General features: G+C 64.5%; 22 protein-coding genes. 9 read left to right on the top strand and 13 right to left on the bottom strand.

Going from position 1 to position 18,771, the window contains the following annotated elements:
• The first annotated feature begins 17 nt into the window (after nucleotides 1-17).
• On the top strand, nucleotides 18-932 hold the full coding sequence (locus tag QCE62_RS26100; RefSeq protein ID WP_309924863.1) for a LysR substrate-binding domain-containing protein: 915 nt from the start codon (nucleotides 18-20) through the stop codon (nucleotides 930-932).
• A 30-nt stretch (nucleotides 933-962) separates the two neighbouring features.
• Here QCE62_RS26100 and QCE62_RS26095 read toward each other — a convergent pair whose 3' ends face one another.
• Nucleotides 963-1,862: a LysR family transcriptional regulator gene (locus QCE62_RS26095; protein ID WP_309924860.1), complete on the bottom strand. Its 900-nt coding sequence runs from the start codon at nucleotides 1,860-1,862 to the stop codon at nucleotides 963-965.
• Nucleotides 1,863-2,019: 157 nt separating this feature from the next.
• On the opposite strand from QCE62_RS26095, the gene QCE62_RS26090 reads away from it, so the two are divergent.
• Both QCE62_RS26090 and QCE62_RS26085 read left to right on the top strand, forming a co-directional pair.
• The gene (locus QCE62_RS26090) at nucleotides 2,020-2,766 is read left to right on the top strand and encodes a glucose 1-dehydrogenase (RefSeq protein ID WP_309924857.1); all 747 of its coding nucleotides are present in this window, start codon (nucleotides 2,020-2,022) and stop codon (nucleotides 2,764-2,766) included.
• Between the two features lie 17 nt (nucleotides 2,767-2,783).
• Nucleotides 2,784-3,530 (top strand): SDR family oxidoreductase, encoded by a 747-nt coding sequence (locus QCE62_RS26085; protein WP_309924856.1) that lies wholly within the window; start codon nucleotides 2,784-2,786, stop codon nucleotides 3,528-3,530.
• Nucleotides 3,531-3,557: 27 nt separating this feature from the next.
• Here the strand turns inward: QCE62_RS26085 and QCE62_RS26080 are convergent, their stop codons facing one another.
• Complete coding sequence (locus QCE62_RS26080) at nucleotides 3,558-3,743, bottom strand: LuxR C-terminal-related transcriptional regulator (protein WP_309924852.1); 186 nt, start codon at nucleotides 3,741-3,743, stop codon at nucleotides 3,558-3,560.
• 83 nt (nucleotides 3,744-3,826) lie between these two features.
• On the opposite strand from QCE62_RS26080, the gene QCE62_RS26075 reads away from it, so the two are divergent.
• Complete coding sequence (locus QCE62_RS26075; RefSeq protein ID WP_309924848.1) at nucleotides 3,827-4,132, top strand: hypothetical protein; 306 nt, start codon at nucleotides 3,827-3,829, stop codon at nucleotides 4,130-4,132.
• Between the two features lie 305 nt (nucleotides 4,133-4,437).
• Here QCE62_RS26075 and QCE62_RS26070 read toward each other — a convergent pair whose 3' ends face one another.
• Nucleotides 4,438-4,614 carry a hypothetical protein gene (locus QCE62_RS26070; RefSeq protein ID WP_309924846.1) on the bottom strand — a complete coding sequence of 59 codons (177 nt, stop codon included), beginning with the start codon at nucleotides 4,612-4,614 and terminating at the stop codon, nucleotides 4,438-4,440.
• Nucleotides 4,615-5,028: 414 nt separating this feature from the next.
• On the opposite strand from QCE62_RS26070, the gene QCE62_RS26065 reads away from it, so the two are divergent.
• Entirely contained in the window at nucleotides 5,029-6,135 is a 1,107-nt protein-coding gene (locus QCE62_RS26065; RefSeq protein ID WP_309924845.1) for a porin, read from the top strand.
• Nucleotides 6,136-6,140: 5 nt separating this feature from the next.
• Here the strand turns inward: QCE62_RS26065 and QCE62_RS26060 are convergent, their stop codons facing one another.
• Nucleotides 6,141-6,908: an NAD(P)H-binding protein gene (locus QCE62_RS26060; protein WP_309924842.1), complete on the bottom strand. Its 768-nt coding sequence runs from the start codon at nucleotides 6,906-6,908 to the stop codon at nucleotides 6,141-6,143.
• A 103-nt stretch (nucleotides 6,909-7,011) separates the two neighbouring features.
• Here QCE62_RS26060 and QCE62_RS26055 point away from each other — a divergent pair, with 103 nt between their 5' ends.
• On the top strand, nucleotides 7,012-8,478 hold the full coding sequence (locus QCE62_RS26055; protein ID WP_309924840.1) for a PLP-dependent aminotransferase family protein: 1,467 nt from the start codon (nucleotides 7,012-7,014) through the stop codon (nucleotides 8,476-8,478).
• 2 nt (nucleotides 8,479-8,480) lie between these two features.
• On the opposite strand, the gene QCE62_RS26050 is transcribed toward QCE62_RS26055, so the two are convergent.
• The 6 genes from QCE62_RS26050 to QCE62_RS26025 form a co-directional block, all read right to left on the bottom strand.
• Nucleotides 8,481-9,098 (bottom strand): NAD(P)H-dependent oxidoreductase, encoded by a 618-nt coding sequence (locus tag QCE62_RS26050; protein ID WP_309924837.1) that lies wholly within the window; start codon nucleotides 9,096-9,098, stop codon nucleotides 8,481-8,483.
• Entirely contained in the window at nucleotides 9,095-9,559 is a 465-nt protein-coding gene (locus QCE62_RS26045; RefSeq protein ID WP_309924832.1) for a GNAT family N-acetyltransferase, read from the bottom strand. The genes QCE62_RS26050 and QCE62_RS26045 overlap by 4 nt, the downstream gene beginning before the upstream one ends.
• Before the next feature lie 78 nt (nucleotides 9,560-9,637).
• The gene (locus tag QCE62_RS26040; protein WP_309924827.1) at nucleotides 9,638-10,306 is read right to left on the bottom strand and encodes an HAD family hydrolase; all 669 of its coding nucleotides are present in this window, start codon (nucleotides 10,304-10,306) and stop codon (nucleotides 9,638-9,640) included.
• Between the two features lie 54 nt (nucleotides 10,307-10,360).
• Nucleotides 10,361-11,419: an FUSC family protein gene (locus QCE62_RS26035; RefSeq protein ID WP_309924826.1), complete on the bottom strand. Its 1,059-nt coding sequence runs from the start codon at nucleotides 11,417-11,419 to the stop codon at nucleotides 10,361-10,363.
• A gap of 14 nt (nucleotides 11,420-11,433) precedes the next feature.
• Nucleotides 11,434-13,713 (bottom strand): FdhF/YdeP family oxidoreductase, encoded by a 2,280-nt coding sequence (locus tag QCE62_RS26030; protein ID WP_309924823.1) that lies wholly within the window; start codon nucleotides 13,711-13,713, stop codon nucleotides 11,434-11,436.
• A 105-nt stretch (nucleotides 13,714-13,818) separates the two neighbouring features.
• Nucleotides 13,819-14,238, bottom strand: coding sequence for a DUF3597 domain-containing protein (locus tag QCE62_RS26025; protein WP_309924822.1), 420 nt, complete (start codon nucleotides 14,236-14,238; stop codon nucleotides 13,819-13,821).
• Between the two features lie 170 nt (nucleotides 14,239-14,408).
• Between QCE62_RS26025 and QCE62_RS26020 the strand changes: the two genes are divergently transcribed.
• Nucleotides 14,409-14,606 (top strand): DUF2934 domain-containing protein, encoded by a 198-nt coding sequence (locus tag QCE62_RS26020; RefSeq protein WP_309924821.1) that lies wholly within the window; start codon nucleotides 14,409-14,411, stop codon nucleotides 14,604-14,606.
• Nucleotides 14,607-14,652: 46 nt separating this feature from the next.
• On the opposite strand, the gene QCE62_RS26015 is transcribed toward QCE62_RS26020, so the two are convergent.
• Nucleotides 14,653-15,177, bottom strand: a complete 525-nt coding sequence (locus QCE62_RS26015; RefSeq protein ID WP_404987470.1) for a hemerythrin domain-containing protein — start codon at nucleotides 15,175-15,177, stop codon at nucleotides 14,653-14,655.
• 131 nt (nucleotides 15,178-15,308) lie between these two features.
• On the opposite strand from QCE62_RS26015, the gene QCE62_RS26010 reads away from it, so the two are divergent.
• Together QCE62_RS26010 and QCE62_RS26005 are read left to right on the top strand one after the other, a co-directional pair.
• Complete coding sequence (locus QCE62_RS26010) at nucleotides 15,309-15,785, top strand: hypothetical protein (RefSeq protein WP_309924819.1); 477 nt, start codon at nucleotides 15,309-15,311, stop codon at nucleotides 15,783-15,785.
• A 68-nt stretch (nucleotides 15,786-15,853) separates the two neighbouring features.
• Nucleotides 15,854-16,186 (top strand): DUF2322 family protein, encoded by a 333-nt coding sequence (locus QCE62_RS26005; protein WP_309925312.1) that lies wholly within the window; start codon nucleotides 15,854-15,856, stop codon nucleotides 16,184-16,186.
• A gap of 53 nt (nucleotides 16,187-16,239) precedes the next feature.
• Here QCE62_RS26005 and QCE62_RS26000 read toward each other — a convergent pair whose 3' ends face one another.
• Both QCE62_RS26000 and kdgD read right to left on the bottom strand, forming a co-directional pair.
• Nucleotides 16,240-17,592 (bottom strand): MFS transporter, encoded by a 1,353-nt coding sequence (locus tag QCE62_RS26000; protein WP_309924817.1) that lies wholly within the window; start codon nucleotides 17,590-17,592, stop codon nucleotides 16,240-16,242.
• A 142-nt stretch (nucleotides 17,593-17,734) separates the two neighbouring features.
• Complete coding sequence (gene kdgD / locus QCE62_RS25995) at nucleotides 17,735-18,652, bottom strand: 5-dehydro-4-deoxyglucarate dehydratase (protein WP_309924816.1); 918 nt, start codon at nucleotides 18,650-18,652, stop codon at nucleotides 17,735-17,737.
• Nucleotides 18,653-18,771: the final 119 nt, after the last annotated feature.

Raw genomic sequence — 18,771 nt, 5'->3', positions numbered from 1 at the left:
TCGTCCGGACGGCTGCAATGCGCTTCAAACTCCGCCACATGGAAGTCTTCCGTGCGGTCATGCTGACCGGATCGATCAATGCGGCGTCGAAGTTGCTGTTCGTCTCACAGCCCGCCGTCAGCAAGCTGGTGTCCCATGTCGAGACGACGCTCGGCCTGCGCCTGTTCGAGCGCTCCAAAGGCCGCCTCGTGCCGACGGCCGAGGCCCACGCGCTGTTCAGGGAGGTCGAGCAGGTGTATCAGGCGGCGGTGCGCGTGGACGAGTTCGCGCATGCGCTTGCGCTCGGACCGTCGAGCTTGCTGCGTGTGTCGTGCAGTGCGTCGCTGGCGATGAGCGTGGTTGCGCCGGCGCTGGTCGAACTGAAGAGGCGGCTGCCTGCGCTGACGGTGAGCTGGCAAACCACGCTGATGGCCGACATGCCGATGGAACTGCTGAGCAAGGAAGCGGAGGTCGCCATCGCCGCGATGCCGGTTCTGCACGAGCACCTGGAAAACGTTCCGTTCATGGTGGGAAACATGGTCTGCGCGATGCCGGCGGGACACAGGCTGGCGCATCGGCAAGAGGTGTCGCTCGCGGATCTGGCCAACGAGCCCGTCGTGCTGTTCAAGCGCGACATTCCTTTCGGCACGGTGATCGCACAGGCCTGTCAGCAAGCCGGCGTCGAACTCAGATCGACCATCGATGTGATGCGCGCGGATCAGGCGCTCGCCCTCGTGGAAGGCGGGCTGGGCGTGACGATCGTCGACAATTTCGCGACCACGGGAAGCGCGCTGGTCATTCGGCCGCTGCGTGAAGCCATCGGGTTGACCGCGCACTTCGTGTATTCACGATTCGCGCCGCCGTCGCGCAATGCCAGCGTGTTCATGCAGTCCGTGTACAGGCAGGCGACGCTTCTGCAACGTGCGATTCCGGATGCCTTCGTGCCCGAATGACGCTGCGACGGGCTCGTCGTCACGCCAGTTTCACTCCTTACGCGGCGTGGTATTCGCCTTCAACTCTTCAAGTCGCGACAAGAACAGCTTGACGATGGGCGCCGCGTTGCCCGGACTGTAGCCGACCACCAGATCGATGGTCGGCGCTTCGCCTTGCAATGGCCGGCTGACCACGGACCACGGCATCAGGTTCTGCACATACGCGGGTATCAACGTGACGGCCCGCGTCGATGCGATCAACGACATCACCATGGCCGGGTTGTCGACCCGTTGCGTGACATCCACTTCCACGCCCGTTTTCGCCAGATAGCCGTCGATGACCTGACCCAGCACCTTCGCCTTGTCCGCCATTGCTATGAACGGCTGCTGCCGAAGGTCCTCGGGCCGCACGGCTTTGCGCGTGGCCAACGGATGATCGCTCGGCATCAGCACGACGAGCGGTTCCTCGCCGATGACCCGGTACTCGAGACCATAGCCGGGTTCGGCGCGCATGAACGCGACGTCGAGCTTGCCGTGCGCCAGTGCGCTGGCCAGTTCCGTGGAGTAGTCGCTCGTGACCGTGACCTGGAGGTTCGGCAACTCGTCGCACAACAGATGCATCGCCTCGGTCAGCCAGGTCATCTCCTGACCGGTCAGGAAGCCCAGCGCCAGGCGCGCCTTGGCGGGCTGCGCGGCGCGTCGCGCGGCTTCGACGGCGGCATCCACCTGGGCCATCGCGAGCCGCGCATGGTCGAGGAACGCGCGACCCGCGTCGGTCAGCTCGACGCCGCGCGCACTCCGCTGCAACAGCGCGGTGCCGACCCGATCCTCGAGATCGCGAATCTGCCGGCTCAGCGACGGCTGTGACGTGTGCAGGCGGCTGGCGGCTGCCTCGGTCAGGCTGCCGGTTTCGGCGACCGCAATGAAGTAGCGCAAATGCCGTAGTTCCATCGCTCTTTCTCCATGCCTGCGAAGCATGCCCACCCGCCTCGAAAGTCTTTCTCATCGGTGCGACGGACGCCTACATTGACTCCTGTCGCAACTCATTCCAGCCGCGTACATGACTCATGAGCCATGCATCGCAGCGATACCTTACAGGAGTTTCACCATGAGCCAGCCCGTCGTTCTCATCACCGGCGCGTTGACCGGCATCGGTCGCGCCACCGCCATTGCCTTCGCCTGCTCCGGCGCGCGGCTTGTCGTGTCCGGCCGTCGTCCGGCCGAAGGCGCCGCGCTCGAAGCCGAACTGCGCGAACTCGGCGCCGAGGCCTTGTTCGTCCAGGCCGACGTGCGCCATGACGACGAAGTCCGCCATCTCTTCGATCAGACGCTCGCCCGTTTCGGCCGGCTGGATGTGGCCGTCAACAACGCCGGCACGGAAGGCACGCCGGGCCCGATCACCGATGTCTCGCCGGAGAGCTATGCGGAGACCTTCGACACCAATGTGCTGGGCGTGCTGTTGAGCCTCAAGCACGAATTGCGAATCATGGCGGGACAACGGTCGGGCAGCGTGATCAACATTTCGTCGACCTATGGCCACGAAGGCGCGGCCTATGCGGCGATCTATGCGGGCAGCAAGCACGCGGTGGAAGGGATCACGAAATCGGCCGCGCTCGAACTGGCCAGCACCGGCGTGCGCGTCAATGCCGTCGCGCCCGGACCGACGGACACGGGCATGCTCGACCGCTTCACCGGCACCGCCGAGCGCAAGGCAGCCCTCGCGGGCCGTGTGCCGCTTGCACGGATCGGCGCACCGGAGGACATCGCCGCGGCAGTGCTCTATCTGGCGTCCGAAGGCGCTGCATTCGTGACCGGGCAGATCGTCACGGTCGATGGCGGCAAGACCGCAGGCTGATCATTCAGGGAGCAGACATGGATACGCTTAATGGCAAGACCGCGCTGGTGACGGGCGCATCACGCGGCATCGGCCGGGCCAGTGCGCTGGCGCTGGCGCGAGCGGGCGCGCAGGTGCTGGTGCACTATGGCCGCGCCGAGCAGGAAGCCGATACGGTGGTCGACGAGATCCGCCGGGCAGGCGGCACCTCGGAGAAGATCGCCGCGGATCTGCGCGCCGCCGACGGCCCGCATCTGCTGGCACAGCGCACGCGTGCGATCGTCGGGGGCCGTCTCGACATCCTCGTGGCCAATGCCGGCATTGCCGGCTCGGCGACGATCGAAGAGACCACCGTCCAGCAGTTCGACGATCTGTTCGCGGTCAACGTACGTGCGCCGTTCTTCATCGTCCAGCAGTTGCTGCCGGTGCTGTGCGAGGGCAGCAGCATCGTGCTGCTTTCATCGCTGGCGGCGCACGCGGCGCTCGGTACGCTGGCGGCCTATGCCGCGACCAAAGGCGCGATCGACACGCTGGTGAAGCACTTCGCCGCGACGCTGGGCGAGCGCGGCATCCGCGTCAACGCGGTGGCCCCCGGCATCGTGCCGACCGATATGTCCAGCTTCGCAAAGACGGACGCAGGGCGGGATTTCGCGCTCGGCATCCAGGCGCTGAAGCGCATGGCCGACCCTGGCGAAATCGGCGCGGCGGTCGCGTTTCTCGCCTCCGACGAGGCCCGCTGGATCACCGGCGATACCTTGCGCGTGGATGGGGGATCGAAGCTTTGATGGAGCGAGCGGAACCCGGCCGTTCACTCACATCACGATGCTCGCGAGCCGCATCAGTTCCGACTGACGCGAGCAGCAGGTTTTCTTGAGCGTCGCGGCGAGGTGCTTGCGTACGGTGGCCACCGAGAGATCGAGAATCGCGGCGCATTCGATCACGCTGTGGCCGCAGATCAGCTCGGACAGTACGCGCGCCTCCGCTTGCGATAGCCGCAAGCTCCCCACGTTCCCGGCAGCACGATTGAACAGGGCATGCCGGGAACGAGCGCCTTTGCGAACCCACGCCCGCGTCCTCATGCGTGAGCCGCCCATCGAGAATCGACAGCCCTGCGCCTTCCGTCAGAAGCGACGCGGCGTTCGACATCTGGCACCTGACGTTCGGTTCGGCATCGACTGCGATGACCGTCGTCTCTTCGTTGAGCAAGTATTCGATCAGCGCGGCGGCGTCGCACTGGATGGTGTCATCCAGCGCGGCAATCTCTGTGGGCGGTGGATGCCAGACTTTCCTGCGCGATCGCCAGACCTTCGTCGCCGACCTGCAAATCCCCGAAAACTTCCAGCATTTCCATTCCCCTCTGCGGTTCTCTCATTGGCGTTTTCCATGAAACGCTGCTTTTTGGTTCTTGGGCGAGCGTTCTGGTATCGCACTCGCTCCGACACCGTAACGTTTTGCCGTGACACGGGACGCAAGTCATCCATCGACTGGCCCGAGGTGTTCATTTGAACCATGGACGTCGTTGATGCCCCAACGTGAGAAAGCTCACAGACCAAAACAAGAACCAGACACACACGGGGAGACGCTCATGCAATACGCTGTCGATGCAATGCGATGCTCCAGGCGGCACAGGCACGCGTCCCTCAGGATTGCGCTCATTGCCGTGCTGATCGGCAGTGTGCTGAGCGTCAGGGTTCATGCGCAGGATGCGCTGGACGCGGACTCCCCCGTGAGCGCGCATGGCTCCGCATCCGGAAACGAAGCGCGTGCGCTCGTCACGCTGCTCAGCCCGCCGACGCCGGCTCCGCTGACCAAGGTGAGGCCGCTCGCGACGAAGCGCGCGCTCACGGGCAGCACGACGGCGAGAGCCATGCGGTGTCGACGCTGAAGGTCACGTCCGTCAAGGGCGATGCCTGCAAGGTCAGCATCACGCTGACGCAGGCCGGGCGCGTGATACGCACGTTCAGTACGGATTGCGGGACGCGTCAGGTTGATGTCCGAGGATAGTGATCGGCCCAATGCCGGTCTGCAGGCGAATGGTTATCGCACTCGACGTCAGACCGGCATCTGGGCTTTCGCATCGTCATGAGCGGAGAAGAATGCCGCCGGAGAGGGCGGCTTTTGACGCAACACGGACGTCACCGCGCCGCCTGACGAACCCCGGTTGCCCCTGGTTTCCCGAAGCGCTGCACCAAACACACCCCTCTCCCCCGGATAGTGCTATGTTCCCGTGAACCGTCCCCTTGTCGCGCCCAAGGACAGAATCCGAACGGAGACGCTTCGCTCATGAAACCGTACGTCTGGATCACCACGCCGCTCCTCCTGTTCGCCTCCACTACCTTTGCCCAGTCCACCGTCACGATGTACGGCCGCATCGACGGCGGCATCGAATACCTGAACCACATTGCAAACGGCGCCAACGGCAGCGCCTCGCGCTGGAGCGCGGAAGGCGGCGACTGGGGCACCAGCATGTGGGGCTTGAAAGGCACCGAGGATCTGGGCGGCGGCCTGAGCGCGGTCTTCGATCTCGAAACGGCCATACAAATCATGAATGGCACGACCGGCGGCGGGCGCCTGTGGTCACGCCGCGCCTACGCGGGCCTGAACTCGACGACCTGGGGGCAAATCCAGGCGGGCCGCAATCTCTTCATCGACAGCGACGGCGTCTGGGAATTCGACCCGTTCGTCCAGGAAGCGGTGTCGTCGGCCTCCCTGGTGCGGGGCCGCAACTGGCAGCAGTCCAGCAATAACGTCGAGTACCACAGCCCGGTGTTCCATGGCATCGACGTGCAGGGGCAGTATGCGTTCGGCAATCAGCCGGGCGCGTTCAATCGCGGCGCGCCGGGCGAGTTCGGCCGCTCCGAAGGCATCATGCTGAGCTATCACTCGACGCTGCTCGACCTGCGCGGCATCTACGACGAACTCCGCAGCCAGGACGGCAAGCTCGACAACATCTTCCAGGCCTCGCGCGAGTACTTCGTCGGCGCGAATCTGAAAGTGGACAAGTGGAAGGTGCAGGCGGCCTACACGCACTACGCCGCGCCCGACTCGCCGGCAGGCGTGGCCGACAGCGCCGATCACTACTGGCTCGGCGCCACGTATCAGGCAACGCCCGCATGGGCGGTCACGGCGGCGGGCTTTTATATCCACGTCGGCGCGGGCAGCGGCGACGCGGCGCACGATCCCGCGAGCCACGCCACGCTCTATGCGCTCGGCACCACCTACAACTTCACCAAGCGCACCTTCCTGTACGGCACGGTGGCCTACGTGCGCAACAGCGCGAACGGCACGTTCTCCGTGTTCGCGACGCCGCGCGACGCGTCCAGCCCCACCAGTCCGCTCGCGGGCGAGTCGCAGACCGGCGCGTATGTCGGCATGATGCACATCTTCTAGACGCGTCAGGCCGTGGCGAGCGGCTTCATGCGGGCGCGGTCGAGCCAGTCGCCGAGACTCGTGCGGCCGTGCCGCGCCGCGCCCGTCGGCACCAGCGAACGTTCCTTCATCACGCCGCCGAAGTAGGTGGCCTTGTCGTCGGCAATAACGCGGCGGGCATCGCGCATGGCTCGCAGGTAAGTGCCGATGAACGCATGCATCGCACCCTGCTCGGGACCGGCGATATCCACGATGCCGTTCAGCGGCGCGCCCAGCGCGATCTCCGCGATGATGGCCGTGACGTCGTCGGCGGCGATGGGCTGGAACTGATGCGGCGAGAGCCGCGCCGTGCCGTCGACGGTGCTCAGGTCGGCGATGGTGCCGAGGAACTCGAAGAACTGGGTCGCGCGCACGATTGAATACGGCACGCCCGATTCAGCGATCAGCTGTTCCTGCACGCACTTCGCCGCGTAATACGCGTTGCCCTCCATCCGGTCCACACCCACGATCGACAGCACGACATGATGCCGCACGCCTGCTTCGCGCCCGGCCTGAAGAAGATTGCGCGTGGTGTCGCGGAAGAAGGGCATGACGGCTTCGCGGTCGTGCGTCGGCGGATTGGTCACGTCGATCACGACTTGCGCGCCGCGCAGCGCGTCGTCGAGGCCCGCGCCGGTGATGGCGTTGACGCCCGTGCTCGGCGATGCGGCGACGGCTTCATGCCCCTTCTCGCGCAGCAAGGCCACGGCCTTCGCACCGATCAGCCCGGTCCCGCCAATGACGACGATCTTCATGACACACCTCGTTTGGTTCGTGAAAGTGAAGTCATTGTGTGACAATCATGTCTTAGCCAGAAGGGACAAGAATCATCAATTGGACTAGTCCAAGGATCCTGTCATGCCGAACCCGGAACAAGCGCTGAAGATCGACATCGACCGGCACCATGCGCTGCCGGTCTACTTGCAGATCTGCGAGCGCTTCAAGGCTGCGATTGCAGCGGGACACCTGAAGCCGGGCGACCGCGTGCCCGCGCTGCGCGGTCTCGCGACGCAGCTGAACACCGCGCGCGGCACGGTGGAAATGGCCTACGACATTCTCGTCGACGAAGGCTATCTGCAGATGCGCGGGGCGGCGGGCACCTTCGTGTCGTCGTCGTTGCCGGCTTCGGTGCTGAAGCCGGCTGCGCGCCGGGGACGCGAACGCAGCGGCGTGCCGCACGCGAAACCGGCGCCCGCAGCCGGGCCCGGTCACGAAGCGCGGCCGCTGCGTCCCGGACTGCCCGCGCTCGATGCATTTCCGCGCAAGGTGTGGAGCCGCATCATCGCGCACCGGGCGCGCAGCGTGGATCTCGCTTCGCTCACGTACCCCGATCCAGCGGGCTTCGGGCCGCTGCGTGAGCGCATCGCGACGTATCTGGGACTGTCGCGCGGCGTGGAGTGCGCGCCGGAACAGGTGTTCGTGACCAGTGGCTATCGCGCGTCGCTCGAGCTCATCCTGCGCAGTCTCGCCAAGCCGGACGACAGAGCGTGGTTCGAGGAACCCGGCTATTTTCTGGCGCGCGATTTCCTCGATCAGGCGGGGTTGAAGCTTGCGCCGGTGCCGGTGGATCGCGACGGGCTCGATGTCGATGCCGGGCAGGCGCTCGCTCCGCACGCGCGCTTTGCCATCGTGACGCCTTCGCATCAGAGTCCGCTCGGCGCCACGCTCTCGCTGGCGCGGCGGATGAAGCTGCTCGAATGGGCGGGACGGGCGGGCAGCTGGATCATCGAGGACGACTACGACAGCGAGTTCCGCTATGCCGGGCGGCCGTTGCCGGCGCTGAAGAGCCTCGACGTCGACGACCGCGTGATCTATTGCGGCACCTTCAGCAAGGTGTTGTTTCCCGGTCTGCGGCTGTCCTACGTGGTGGCGCCCGAACGGGCCATTGCGTGCTTCGCGCAGCTCACGACGAGCATGAACGCCGGGCCGCCCTATCTGTTGCAGGCGGCGGTCGCGGACTTCATCGCGCAGGGGCATTTCGCGCGGCACCTGAAGCGCATGCGCGCGCTCTATGCGGAGCGCCGCGAAGTCTGCGCGCTGGCGCTGGAGAAAGCGTTCGGCGACAAGGCGCGCATCGAGCGGCCTGCGGGCGGCATGCATCTCGCGATGCTGTTCAACAGCGGCCGCACCGGTCCCGTCGATGATGTCGCCATTGTCGCTCGCGCACAGGAAGCGGGACTGGGGGTGAGCGCGCTGTCGTCGTGGCATATCGGCGCGCGCACGAAGCGCACGTTGCGCGGCGTGGTGCTGGGCTTCGCGAATGTCGCCGACGAAGCCGAAGCGGCACGGCTCGCGCGCCTGCTGCGGCGCGCGTACGACGGCTGAGGCTAGTGGGTGATGGCGTGGTCGGACGTGAAGAGGGCGTGTTGTTCGAATTCGTCGCGTGCCGCGTTGAGTTCTTCCGTCACGGCATCGCTGCCGCGCACGAGACCTTGCAGCAGCAGGAAATGCACGCTCGTCACGCCGATGCAACCCAGCGCATAGCGCAGGTAAGGCGTCAGGAAGTCCTGTTGCAACGCAAGCTCGCCGCTATGATGACCGCCCGACCCGACGATCACGAAAGCCGGCCGGTCGCGCATCAGTCCCACCTTGCCTTGCGGCGTGGACGCGAACGTGCGATGAATGCGCAGCACGTAATCGATCCACAGCTTGAGTGCGGCGGGGACCGTGAAGTTGTGCATCGGCGTGTTGATGATGAGCACGTCCGTCGTTTCGATCTCGCTTATCAGTGCTTCGGAGACGTCGAAGTGGCGCGTGTCCGGTTCGCGCGACGTGATGGCGCGCGCGTAGTCGACGGTGACCGGCGGCAGCGGCTGCGCGGCGAGGTCGCGCTCGACAATCTGCACGCGCGCACGCCTGCCCAGCTTGCCGATCATGTCGAGCGCCAGCCGGTAGCCATGGCTCGCCGCGCGGTGCGGGCTCGCGTTGATGAACAGCACTTTCATTGCGCGGCCTCCTCGTGGGTGGAGTGCAATGGCTCGACGAAATGCATGCCTCGCGCGAGCAGACCGTTGCGGAAATAGAAGCGCTGTGCGAGCGCCATGTGCAGGCCGGTATCGAGTACAAGATGCGCGCACTCCGAACGGCGCGCAATGTCGCGCACCTGGTCGATCAACTGCGCGCCGACGCCGCCGCGTTGCAGCCGCGCGGTGACGACGAGGTCGTCAACATAGAGGAAGGGTCCATACAGCGTGTTCGTCTGCAAGCGATAGCCGGCGAGACCGAGGATAGCGCCATTCGCTTCGCAGGCAGCCAGCAGGCGGTAGCGCTCTTCGCGTTGAGCCTGCATGCGCGTGACGAACGCAGCGGCGTCCGGCAAATGCGGGCGCAGTTCCTTCATGACCGGAAAAGCGCGGGCCCATTCGTCGGGTGAATCGAGATGCCGGAAATCGATTGTCGTGTTCATGCGTGTTCTCCACATTGCATGATTTACACGATACCGGCTCGATGTCTCAGTCAGAAGGGCCAAGAATCGGACAATGAACTAGTCCATGGCTTTGAGCGGCGAGGTGTCGAATTTGGCCAGCAAGCCTGCGGGGCCCGTGTAGACGTCGATGCAGCCAGCCTCTCTCAGCGACGCCTCCGAAAAGCCGCCCGCCAGCACGCCGATCGTGCGCACGCCCGTTCGCCCGGCAGCCTGGGCATCGTAGGGCGAGTCGCCGATGGCAATGGCTTCGCCGGCCTGCACGCCGAGTTTGTGCAACGCGGTCTGGAACACATCGGGATCGGGCTTCGAACTTTCCACGTCCTCCGACGACACGGTGACTTCGAACCGGTCCGCCACGCCGGCGATGTCGAGATACACCTGAAGCTCATCCTTCTTCGCCGACGAACCCACGGCGAGTTTCGTGCCCTGGTCGCTCAGTCGCTGCAACAGCGCGGGCACCGCCGAGAACGGTCGTACGAGCGACAGGTAATGAGCCTTGAAGTGCTTGCCACGCCACGCTTCGAGTGCCTCGCCATGATCGCGGATCTGATCCTCGGAAAGAAACACGGGCAACAGCTTGTCGCCGCCCTTGCCGATCTGGCTGCGCGCCGCGTCGACGCTGACATCGTGTCCGAAGTGCTTGAATGCTTCATGCCATGCGAGGGCGTGCAGGTCCACGGAATCGACCAGCGTTCCGTCTATATCGAAGATGGCGGCGCGTAACATGAGTCCTCCGTTCGGTGTCGATAGGCACGCGAGCATGTTGCATGCCGTCGCACGCTAAGCGTGAAAGCGCGTTTCGAGCACTTGCCCGATGTTCGCCAGATTCGACTCGATCTGCTCCAGCGCGAACGTCAGTGTGGAGAGTCGCTGAACGCGCGGCGAGTCAGGCGGGCATGACGCAATGATGTGCGAGAAGCTCGCCTTGATTGCCGCGGAGGCGTCGTGGAGCGGCGTCAGAAAGCGTTCGGTCGGCGGTTGCGAGTCAGTGTCGCGCAGCCATCCGGCGAGGGCTTCGAGATAGGCGCCGGCGCAATCGCTGACGGTGCGGATGTGCCCGGCCGACGCCTCCCGCTCGGACGCCGACAGTCCCTCCTGCACCTGTCCGGCGCGATCGAGCAGCACCAGTCCATGCCACAACGTCTCGAAGGCATTGAGCGCGGCGTTGAGCGTGGGGCCGGTCGCGAAACGGGCGCGCACACGCGTCTCCGAGCAGACCGCGCGGGCGTCGACCAGATGACGCAGGAAGCGTTCATGCAGCGCGTCCACGGTCTGCCGGTCTTCGGCAGGATGCAGGATCGGCAGCGTGGCGAGCAGCGCGCGGCAGTCGTCGAGCAGTTCGGCCATGATGTCGAACGCGCGCGAGCGGGCCAGTTGCGGCCACACGCTCACCGACACCGCAATGCCGATAGCCGACCCGAGCACAATGGCTTCGGCGCGCGAGAAGGCGCCGTCGATGCTCATCGACGGTTCCAGCGCCAGCGCCGCCGCCACGACGATGCTGTAATTGGTGGTCGGAAAGAGCGTTGCGCCGAGGCAGGTGACGAGCGTGGCGAGCGCGAGGCGCGGCAGGGTTGCATCGGCGCCGGGAAAGAAGTGCAGCGCCGCGAGGCCGACCGCCGTTCCCACTGCCGCGCCGATCATCTGGCCAACGCCATGTTTCAGGCTGCGGTCGAAATTGACTTGCAGCGTGAAGAGGCTCGCAAAGACGCCCCACGTCAGGTTCGATGATGCGACGAACTGCATGCAGCCGTAGGCCAGCCCGCTCGCGATGAGGGACTGCACGCACATGCGCAGCGCGTCGAAGCGGCCTATCCGCCGCCTGGCCTTCGTTTTCACGCGTGCTCGAACTGTCAGATGACGCGCACCGGAATCGACTTCGCGCCCGGCACCTTGCTTTCCTTGGCGTAATGCCACAGCGGCAGCAGCACATTGCACTCTGGAAAATATCCGCCGATGCAGCCCTCGGGAATGTCATACGCCTTGACGTGGAGCCCGCCGAGCCTGCGGTCGAAACCGTCATTCGAGAGCGTCTGCAAGGTGATTTCCTGACCCTCCTGCAACTGGCGCTTCGCCATGTCGGCCTGACTCATCAGGATCACCATGCGCGTATCCTTCACGCCCCTGAAGCGGTCGTCGAGACTGTAGATGGTCGTATTGAACTGGCTGTCGCTGCGCAGGGTCATCAGGCGCAGCGCATCGGGGGTGGTCTCGGGCATGTCCGGATCCTCGCCCAGCGATTCAGGTACGAGGAAACCGGCTTTGCCGGACTTCGTCTTCCAGACGCGTTCACGCGCCGGCAACGGACGATGAAAGCCGCCCGGCTGCCACATGCGCGCATTGAAGTCATGGAAGATGTCGGGATAGGTCGTGGCGATTTCGTCGCGCACGATGGCGTAATCGTCGCGCCATGCATCCCAGTCCACCGTCGAACGCGCGCCGAGCGCCGCCTTCGCGATGCCCGCCACGATGAACGGCTCCGAGCGCGTGTCGTCGCTGCCGGGTTCGGTCACGCCGCGCGAGCCATGCATGCAGCCGGTGCTGTCTTCCATCGACACGGCTTGTTCGCCGCTGGCCTGACGATCGATTTCGATGCGGCTCAGGCACGGCAGCAGGTACGCGTTCTTACCATTGACGAGGTGACTGCGGTTGAGCTTGGTCGCCACGTTCACCGTGAGTTGCAGCGAGCGCCATGCCGGTTCGGTGCGGTCGCGGTCGGGCACGGAGCGCACGAGATTGCCGCCCAGATTCAGCACCGCGCTGACCTTGCCCTCGAGCATGGCTTCGAACGCCTCGACCGTGTTCATGCCTTTGTCGCGCGGCGGCTCGAAGGAGAACTGCTTCGCCAGTTGATCCAGCGGCGCGAGTTCCGGCTTCTCCGTCACGCCGACGGTGCGCTGTCCCTGCACGTTCGAATGTCCGCGAATCGGCGAAGGACCGGCGCCCGGCTTGCCGATATTGCCGCGCAGGAGCAGCAGGTTGCACACCATGCGCACGTTCTGCACGCCGAGCCGGTGTTGCGTCAGTCCCATGCCGAAGTGCGCGAGCACGGCTTGCGCGTGCATGTATTCGTCGGCGGCCTCAAGCAGCGCGACGCGCGGCAGGCCGCTTACACGTTCGATATCGCGCCATTCCGTGCTGCGGGCATGGGCGGCGAAATCGTCGAAACCGGTCGTGTGCTGCTCGATGAATTCGACATCGATCTTGCGCGGCCGGCCTTCGGCCTGGGCGCGATCGTCGGCTTCGATGACGGCCTTGCAAATACCCAGGATCGCAGCCGTGTCGCCGCCGGTTTTCAGTTGATGGTATTGGGTGCTGATGCGCGTCTCGGCAGGCGTCAGCATCTGCAAGGGCGACTGCGGATTCGCGAAGGACACGAGCCCCGGCTCGCGCAGCGGATTGAACGTGATGATCGGCACGCCGCGCTTGCGGGCGTCCTGTAGCTGATGCAGCATGCGCGGACTGTTGGTGCCGACGTTCTGGCCGAAGAAGAACATCAGGTCGGTCTTCTCGAAGTCGTCCAGCACGATGGTGCCGACGCCCACGCCAATTGCTTCCGTCAATCCCACGCTGGTGCTTTCGTGACACATGTTCGAACTGTCGGGCAGGTTGTTGCAGCCGTACATGCGCGCGAACAACTGGAACATGTAAGCCGTTTCAAGCGATGCCCGGCCCGACGTGTAGAACACGACGCTGTGCGGATCGAGCATGCACATTTCCCGGCCGATCTCGTCGAACGCCTGTTCCCAACTAATCTCGATGTACTTGTCGGTGGCGTGGTCGTACTTCATCGGCGCGGTGAGCCGGCCGGCTTCCTCGAGATCGTGGTCGTGCCAGTCGAGCAGTTCGGTCACCGTGTGCTGCGCGAAGAAGTCGGGCGTGATGCGCTTTTTGGTCGTGTCCCAGGCCGTGGCTTTCGCGCCGCTCTCGCAGAATTCGAAGGTGTGAGGATGGGCCGGCTTGGCCCAGGAACAACTGACGCAGGCGAAACCTTCGGGTTTGTTCTGCTTGAGCAGAATGGGGCCGTCCTTCAGGGCTACTTTCTCCTGCGTGACGATCTGGGTCACGGCCTTGAGCGAGCCCCATCCACCGGAGGCGAAAGGATAGCTGGAAGGTTTGTCGGCGGGTTTCATGGTGGAATCCGAAGCGTGGAACGGGTGATGCAGTCAACAGCAATGAGCGTTCCACTCATCGGACGAACAGCAGGGCGGCGACGCGCGCCGCCCTTGCTCCAATACTTATTTCAGGTCGTCGGGCACCTTGCCGCCGTTTTCGGCCAGCTTCTGCATTACCTGTTTGTGCAGCCACATGTTCATGGCAGCCGAATCCTCTGTGTTGCCGCTGTAGTGCAGTTCAGCGGCCAGTTCCTTGCGCGCGGAAAGGCTGCTGTCCAGGCCCAGCAGTTTCATCAGATCCACGATCGACGTGCGCCAGTTGAGTTGCTCGCCATGGCTCGACTGCATTTGGGTGAGCACGGCTTCAACGTCGACCGGTTGCTGCGGCGGCGTGGCCTGCGCCGGGGCCGGCGCCGCCGTGGCAGGTGCAGCAGGAGCGCCTGCAGTAGTGCTGGACGGCGGCGTGGCCGAGCCGGGTTGCGCGGCGGTTGCGCCGTCGTGGTGCCCAAAAATCTTTCCCATGATCGAAGAGAAAATGCTCATGACGCCTCCTGTTCAAACAGACGATAGGGCTTGTCATGGCGCAAGCGTCATGCCGGATTCGCCTGCGCAATCGTGCTGGCGAGGGCACGGCGGTTGCTAATGCGAGTGAGCATCTGGAACGCCCGGGCAAGCGCCAGGCGGACTCGTCATCGTGTCACTGGGAGACTGTCATGGAAGATCAGAAAGAGCAGGACCGGATTCGACGTCGCGCCTATGAAATCTGGGAGCGTGAAGGAAGTCCCGATGGCCGTGCGGAGGAGTTTTGGGAGCAGGCCAAGACGTCGCTGGAAGAGGAAGATGCGCAGGGGACAGTGGTAACGCCTGCGGTGGCGTCGGAAGGCGCCGCTGTTTCTCCAGCGGGGAAATAACGGCAACGCCGGTCCTCTCGTACGGGGACCGGCGCGCAGCGCGGAATCAATGCAGGCGCATGGTGTTGTCGCCCGCGTCCTTCGGAATCTTTGCTTCGAGTTCCTCCTTGCGCTTCATCATCTTGCCGCCGAGTTCTTCGAGGTCGGCTCCTGACTTGCGCAGATTCGGAAACAACTCCGACTCTTCTTCTTCGATGTGGTGATTCACCATCTCGCTCAGCACCTTGAAGGTCGCGTCGAAACCTGTATCGCCGGGCTTCAGCGTGGCGAACTTCTCGATCAGCACCTTGACCAGGAAGTGCTCCACATAAGCTTCTTCCACGTCCGGCCTTTCGTCTTCCGGCAACGCCTTTTGAGCGGCCGGATAGAGCAGTTCTTCCTCGATCATGGCGTGCACCGTCAATTCTTCGCACGCGCGGCGGACCAGCGTGCCCTTTGCGTCCAGATCGTTGTCGCCTGCCTTCTCGAATGCATCGAACAATTTCTGCACGGCGCGGTGATCTTCGGTGAGCAACTTGGTCGCGTCGATGCTGCGCGCCGGCTTGGCCGATGCGCTCGTGCTCGAACTCATCTGGGTATCTCGGGACATGGTGATCTCCGGTTATTGAGGGGTTCCGGTATCGAGCAAAGGGCGGACCCGGGTCCGCGGCATGGCTTGGAACACGCGATGCTCAAGTCCTCTCGTCACCTGAGGAGCGAATCATGAAAGTTTCCGCCGATCAACTGCTTGTCCGCGCCCTGTGCTCGGGCTCGGCCGCCGGACTTGCGTCGGCGAGTGCGGCTTCGACCGGCGCGGTGCGCGCGGGTCACGGCGCGAGCGCGGCGCTCAATGCCGTCACGCATTGCTTGTGGCGCGACGCACAGCGGCAACAGACGTTTAGCATCAAGTACACGGCGCTCGGCGCGGGCATTCACATGGGCAGTGCAGTGTTCTGGGGCGTGCTGTTTGAGGCGCTCTGTCCACGCCGCGCCGGCCCTGTGGGCATTGTTGCCGCTGCCGGGGCCAGCGCGCTGATAGCGTATGTCGTCGACTATCACGTCGTGCCGAAGCGCGTGACGCCGGGCTTCGAAGTGCATCTCTCGAAACGCTCGCTGGCGATGACTTACGTCGCGCTCGCTGCGGGCTTCGCGATTGCCGCGCTGGTCAGGATGCCGCGCGCTCGCCCGACGATCGGCTAAGATACGGCGCCCCGGCTTTTGACTTCTAACGTGGAGTGCCTTTCGTGATTCAACCCGTGATTCAACCCGTGATCCAACCGAGCAACGTATTCAAGGACAACCTCGCCCAACTGCCCGCCATCGATGGCATCGAGCGCATCGATCTCGTGGACGGCGCGGGCAACGTGGTGGCGAGCATCGAGAACAAGCCGGGCAAGCAGGGCTCGCTCGCGGTGTATCACTACTTGCAGCAGGCGTTCGGCACGCTCGACGCCCGTGCCGCCGAACACGCGCTCGCCGTGTTCGCCGAACACACCGCGGACGCGCGCAGCCGTCCCGGTGCGCATCCAAATGTGGACCGTCTGCTGGCGATCGTCGAAGGCGGCGAGGCGTTGCGCATCGACGTGATTCACGCGGCCTGAAAAAAAAAAGCCCGTTCTGTCGCAAACAGAACGGGCTTGACGCCTGAAGAGACTTAAATCTTCAGTTCCACGCGCCTGATGTCCTTCACGATCACGAGATAGCTGAACACGGTCACCAGCGCGTTGATGCCGACGAACGCCAGCGCGCCGTTGAACGAGCCGGTCTCGGCGACGAGATAGCCGATCACGATCGGCGTCACGATCCCGGCGACGTTGCCGAACATGTTGAAGATCGATCCCGACAGCCCGATGGCTTCCTTCGGCGACGTATCCGCCACCACGGCCCAGCCCAGCGCGCCGATGCCCTTGCCGAAGAACGCCAGCGACATCAGCGCCACCACGAGCCAGTCTGTGTTCACGTAGTTGCAGCCGATGATGCACGACGACAGCAGCATGCCGCCAACGATCGGCAGCTTGCGCGCCACCGTCAGCGACGTGCCGCGGCGCAGCAGCGCATCCGAGATGACGCCGCCGAGCACGCCGCCCGCGAAGCCGCAGATGGCCGGCAGCGACGCAACGAAGCCCGCCTTCAGGATCGTCATGTGGCGCGCCTGGACGAGGTAGATCGGGAACCACGTCAGGAAGAAGTACGTCAGCACGTTGATGCAGTACTGCGCGAGATAGACGCCGAGCAGCATCCGGTTGGTCAGCAGTTGCCTGACGACCGGCCAGCCGATCTGCCCGGACCGCGCCGCGCCGCCCGCCGAGCCGCGCCGGTGACCGTGCACCAGCCCGCCGCCTTCCTCGATATATTCCAGTTCCTGCCGGTTCACGCGCGGATGATCCGCCGGATTCTTCATCACGGAGAGCCACGTCAGCGCGAGCAGCAAGCCGGCGATGCCCATCACGATATAGACGTGATGCCAGCCGAATGCGTGCGTGAGCCAGGCCATCAACGGCGTGAACACGACGGCCGCGAAATACTGCGCCGAGTTGAAAATCGCCGATGCCGTGCCGCGCTCCTTCGTCGGGAACCAGCTGGCGACCACTTTTGCGTTGGCCGGGAAGGCGGGCGCTTCAGCCGCGCCCATCATGAAGCGCAGCGTGAACAGCGCCGTGACGGCGGTCGCCGCGCTGCCCAGCAAGCCGATGGAGCTTTGCAGCAGCGTGAAGAGCGACCACAGAAAAATGCTCGCCGCATACACGCGCCGCGCGCCGAAGCGGTCGAGCAACCAGCCGGCCGGCAACTGCGACAACACATACGCCCAGCTGAAGGCCGAGAAGATATAGCCCATGCGGATCGCGTCGAAGCCGAATTCGGCACGCATCGCCGAGCCGGTGACCGAGAGGGTCGCGCGGTCGGCGTAGTTGAAGGTCGTGATCACGAAGATCAGCAACAGAATGAGATAGCGCGTCTTGCTGCGCTTCATGAGGTCCGCGGGATTCGCGGCGCGGCTCATCGACATGAACGTCCCCTTGCTTCGATTGGGCACTGCACGGATTCAGGCGTGCCGATACACGGAGGGCCGCTCGCGCGGCCCTCGTCGGCGAAGCGTCCGGCCATGCCGCGCTTCGCCTGTCTGCTTGTACTTCCGCTGCAGCGTGGAGTTACTGCGCGCCGAGCTTCTTGATGAGCGCGTCCAGTTGCTCCATTTCCTCGCCCGTCAGATCCGTCAGCGGCGCGCGCACCGGGCCCGCGTCGTGGCCGACCAGCTTCGCGCCGGCCTTGACGATCGACACCGCATAACCCGCCTTGCGATTGCGGATCTTCAGGTACGGCAGGAAGAATTCGTCGATCAGGCGGCCGGTGGTCGCGTGGTCGTCGGCGGCGATGGCACGGTAGAACTCCATCGCCGTCTTCGGAATGAAGTTGAACACCGCCGACGAGTACACCGGCACGCCCAGCGCCTTGTATGCGGCTGCGTAGACTTCAGCCGTCGGCAGGCCGCCGAGGTACGAGAAGCGCTCGCCCAGACGGCGGCGGATGGTGACCATGTTCTCGATTTCGCCGACGCCGTCCTTGAAGCCGATCAGGTTCGGGCAGCGTTCCGCCAGTTGCTCCAGCATGTCCGCGTTGAGCTTCGAATTGGCGCGGTTGTAGATGATGACGCCCATGTTCGGCACGGCGCGGCACACTTCCTCGGCGTGCGCGCGGATGCCGTCCTGCGAGGCTTCCGTCAGATAGTGCGGCATCAGCAGGATGCCCTGCGCGCCTTGCTTCTCGGCTTCCTGCGCGAAGGCGATGGCCGTGCGCGTCGGACCGCCCGCGCCCGCCAGGATGGGCACCTTGCCGCGGCACACTTCGGTGGCCGTCTTCACGATCTGCGAGTATTCGGGTTGCGTCAGCGAGAAGAACTCGCCCGTGCCGCCCGCGACGAACAGCGCGGACGCACCGTACGGAGCCAGCCATTCGAGGCGCTGCGCGTAGGTGTCGGCGCGGAAGTTGCCCTGGCTGTCAAAGTCGGTGACGGGGAAGGAGAGCAGGCCTTCGGAAACGATGTGCTTCAGTTCTTGCGGAGTCGTCATGAGAATGTCCGTTGAGCAGCGACCGGCGGTTGCCGAGCTTATAAGTCATCGTACAACATAGGTTGGCGGTCGACAACGGATTTATTGCAATGGAATCAATGGATAGGGTAAATACTTAT

Source organism: Caballeronia sp. LZ033 (genome assembly GCF_031451265.1).
Taxonomy (GTDB): domain Bacteria; phylum Pseudomonadota; class Gammaproteobacteria; order Burkholderiales; family Burkholderiaceae; genus Caballeronia.
The sequence above is the reverse complement of the archived record's forward strand: the minus strand, read 5'-3'. Positions and strand labels throughout refer to the sequence as shown.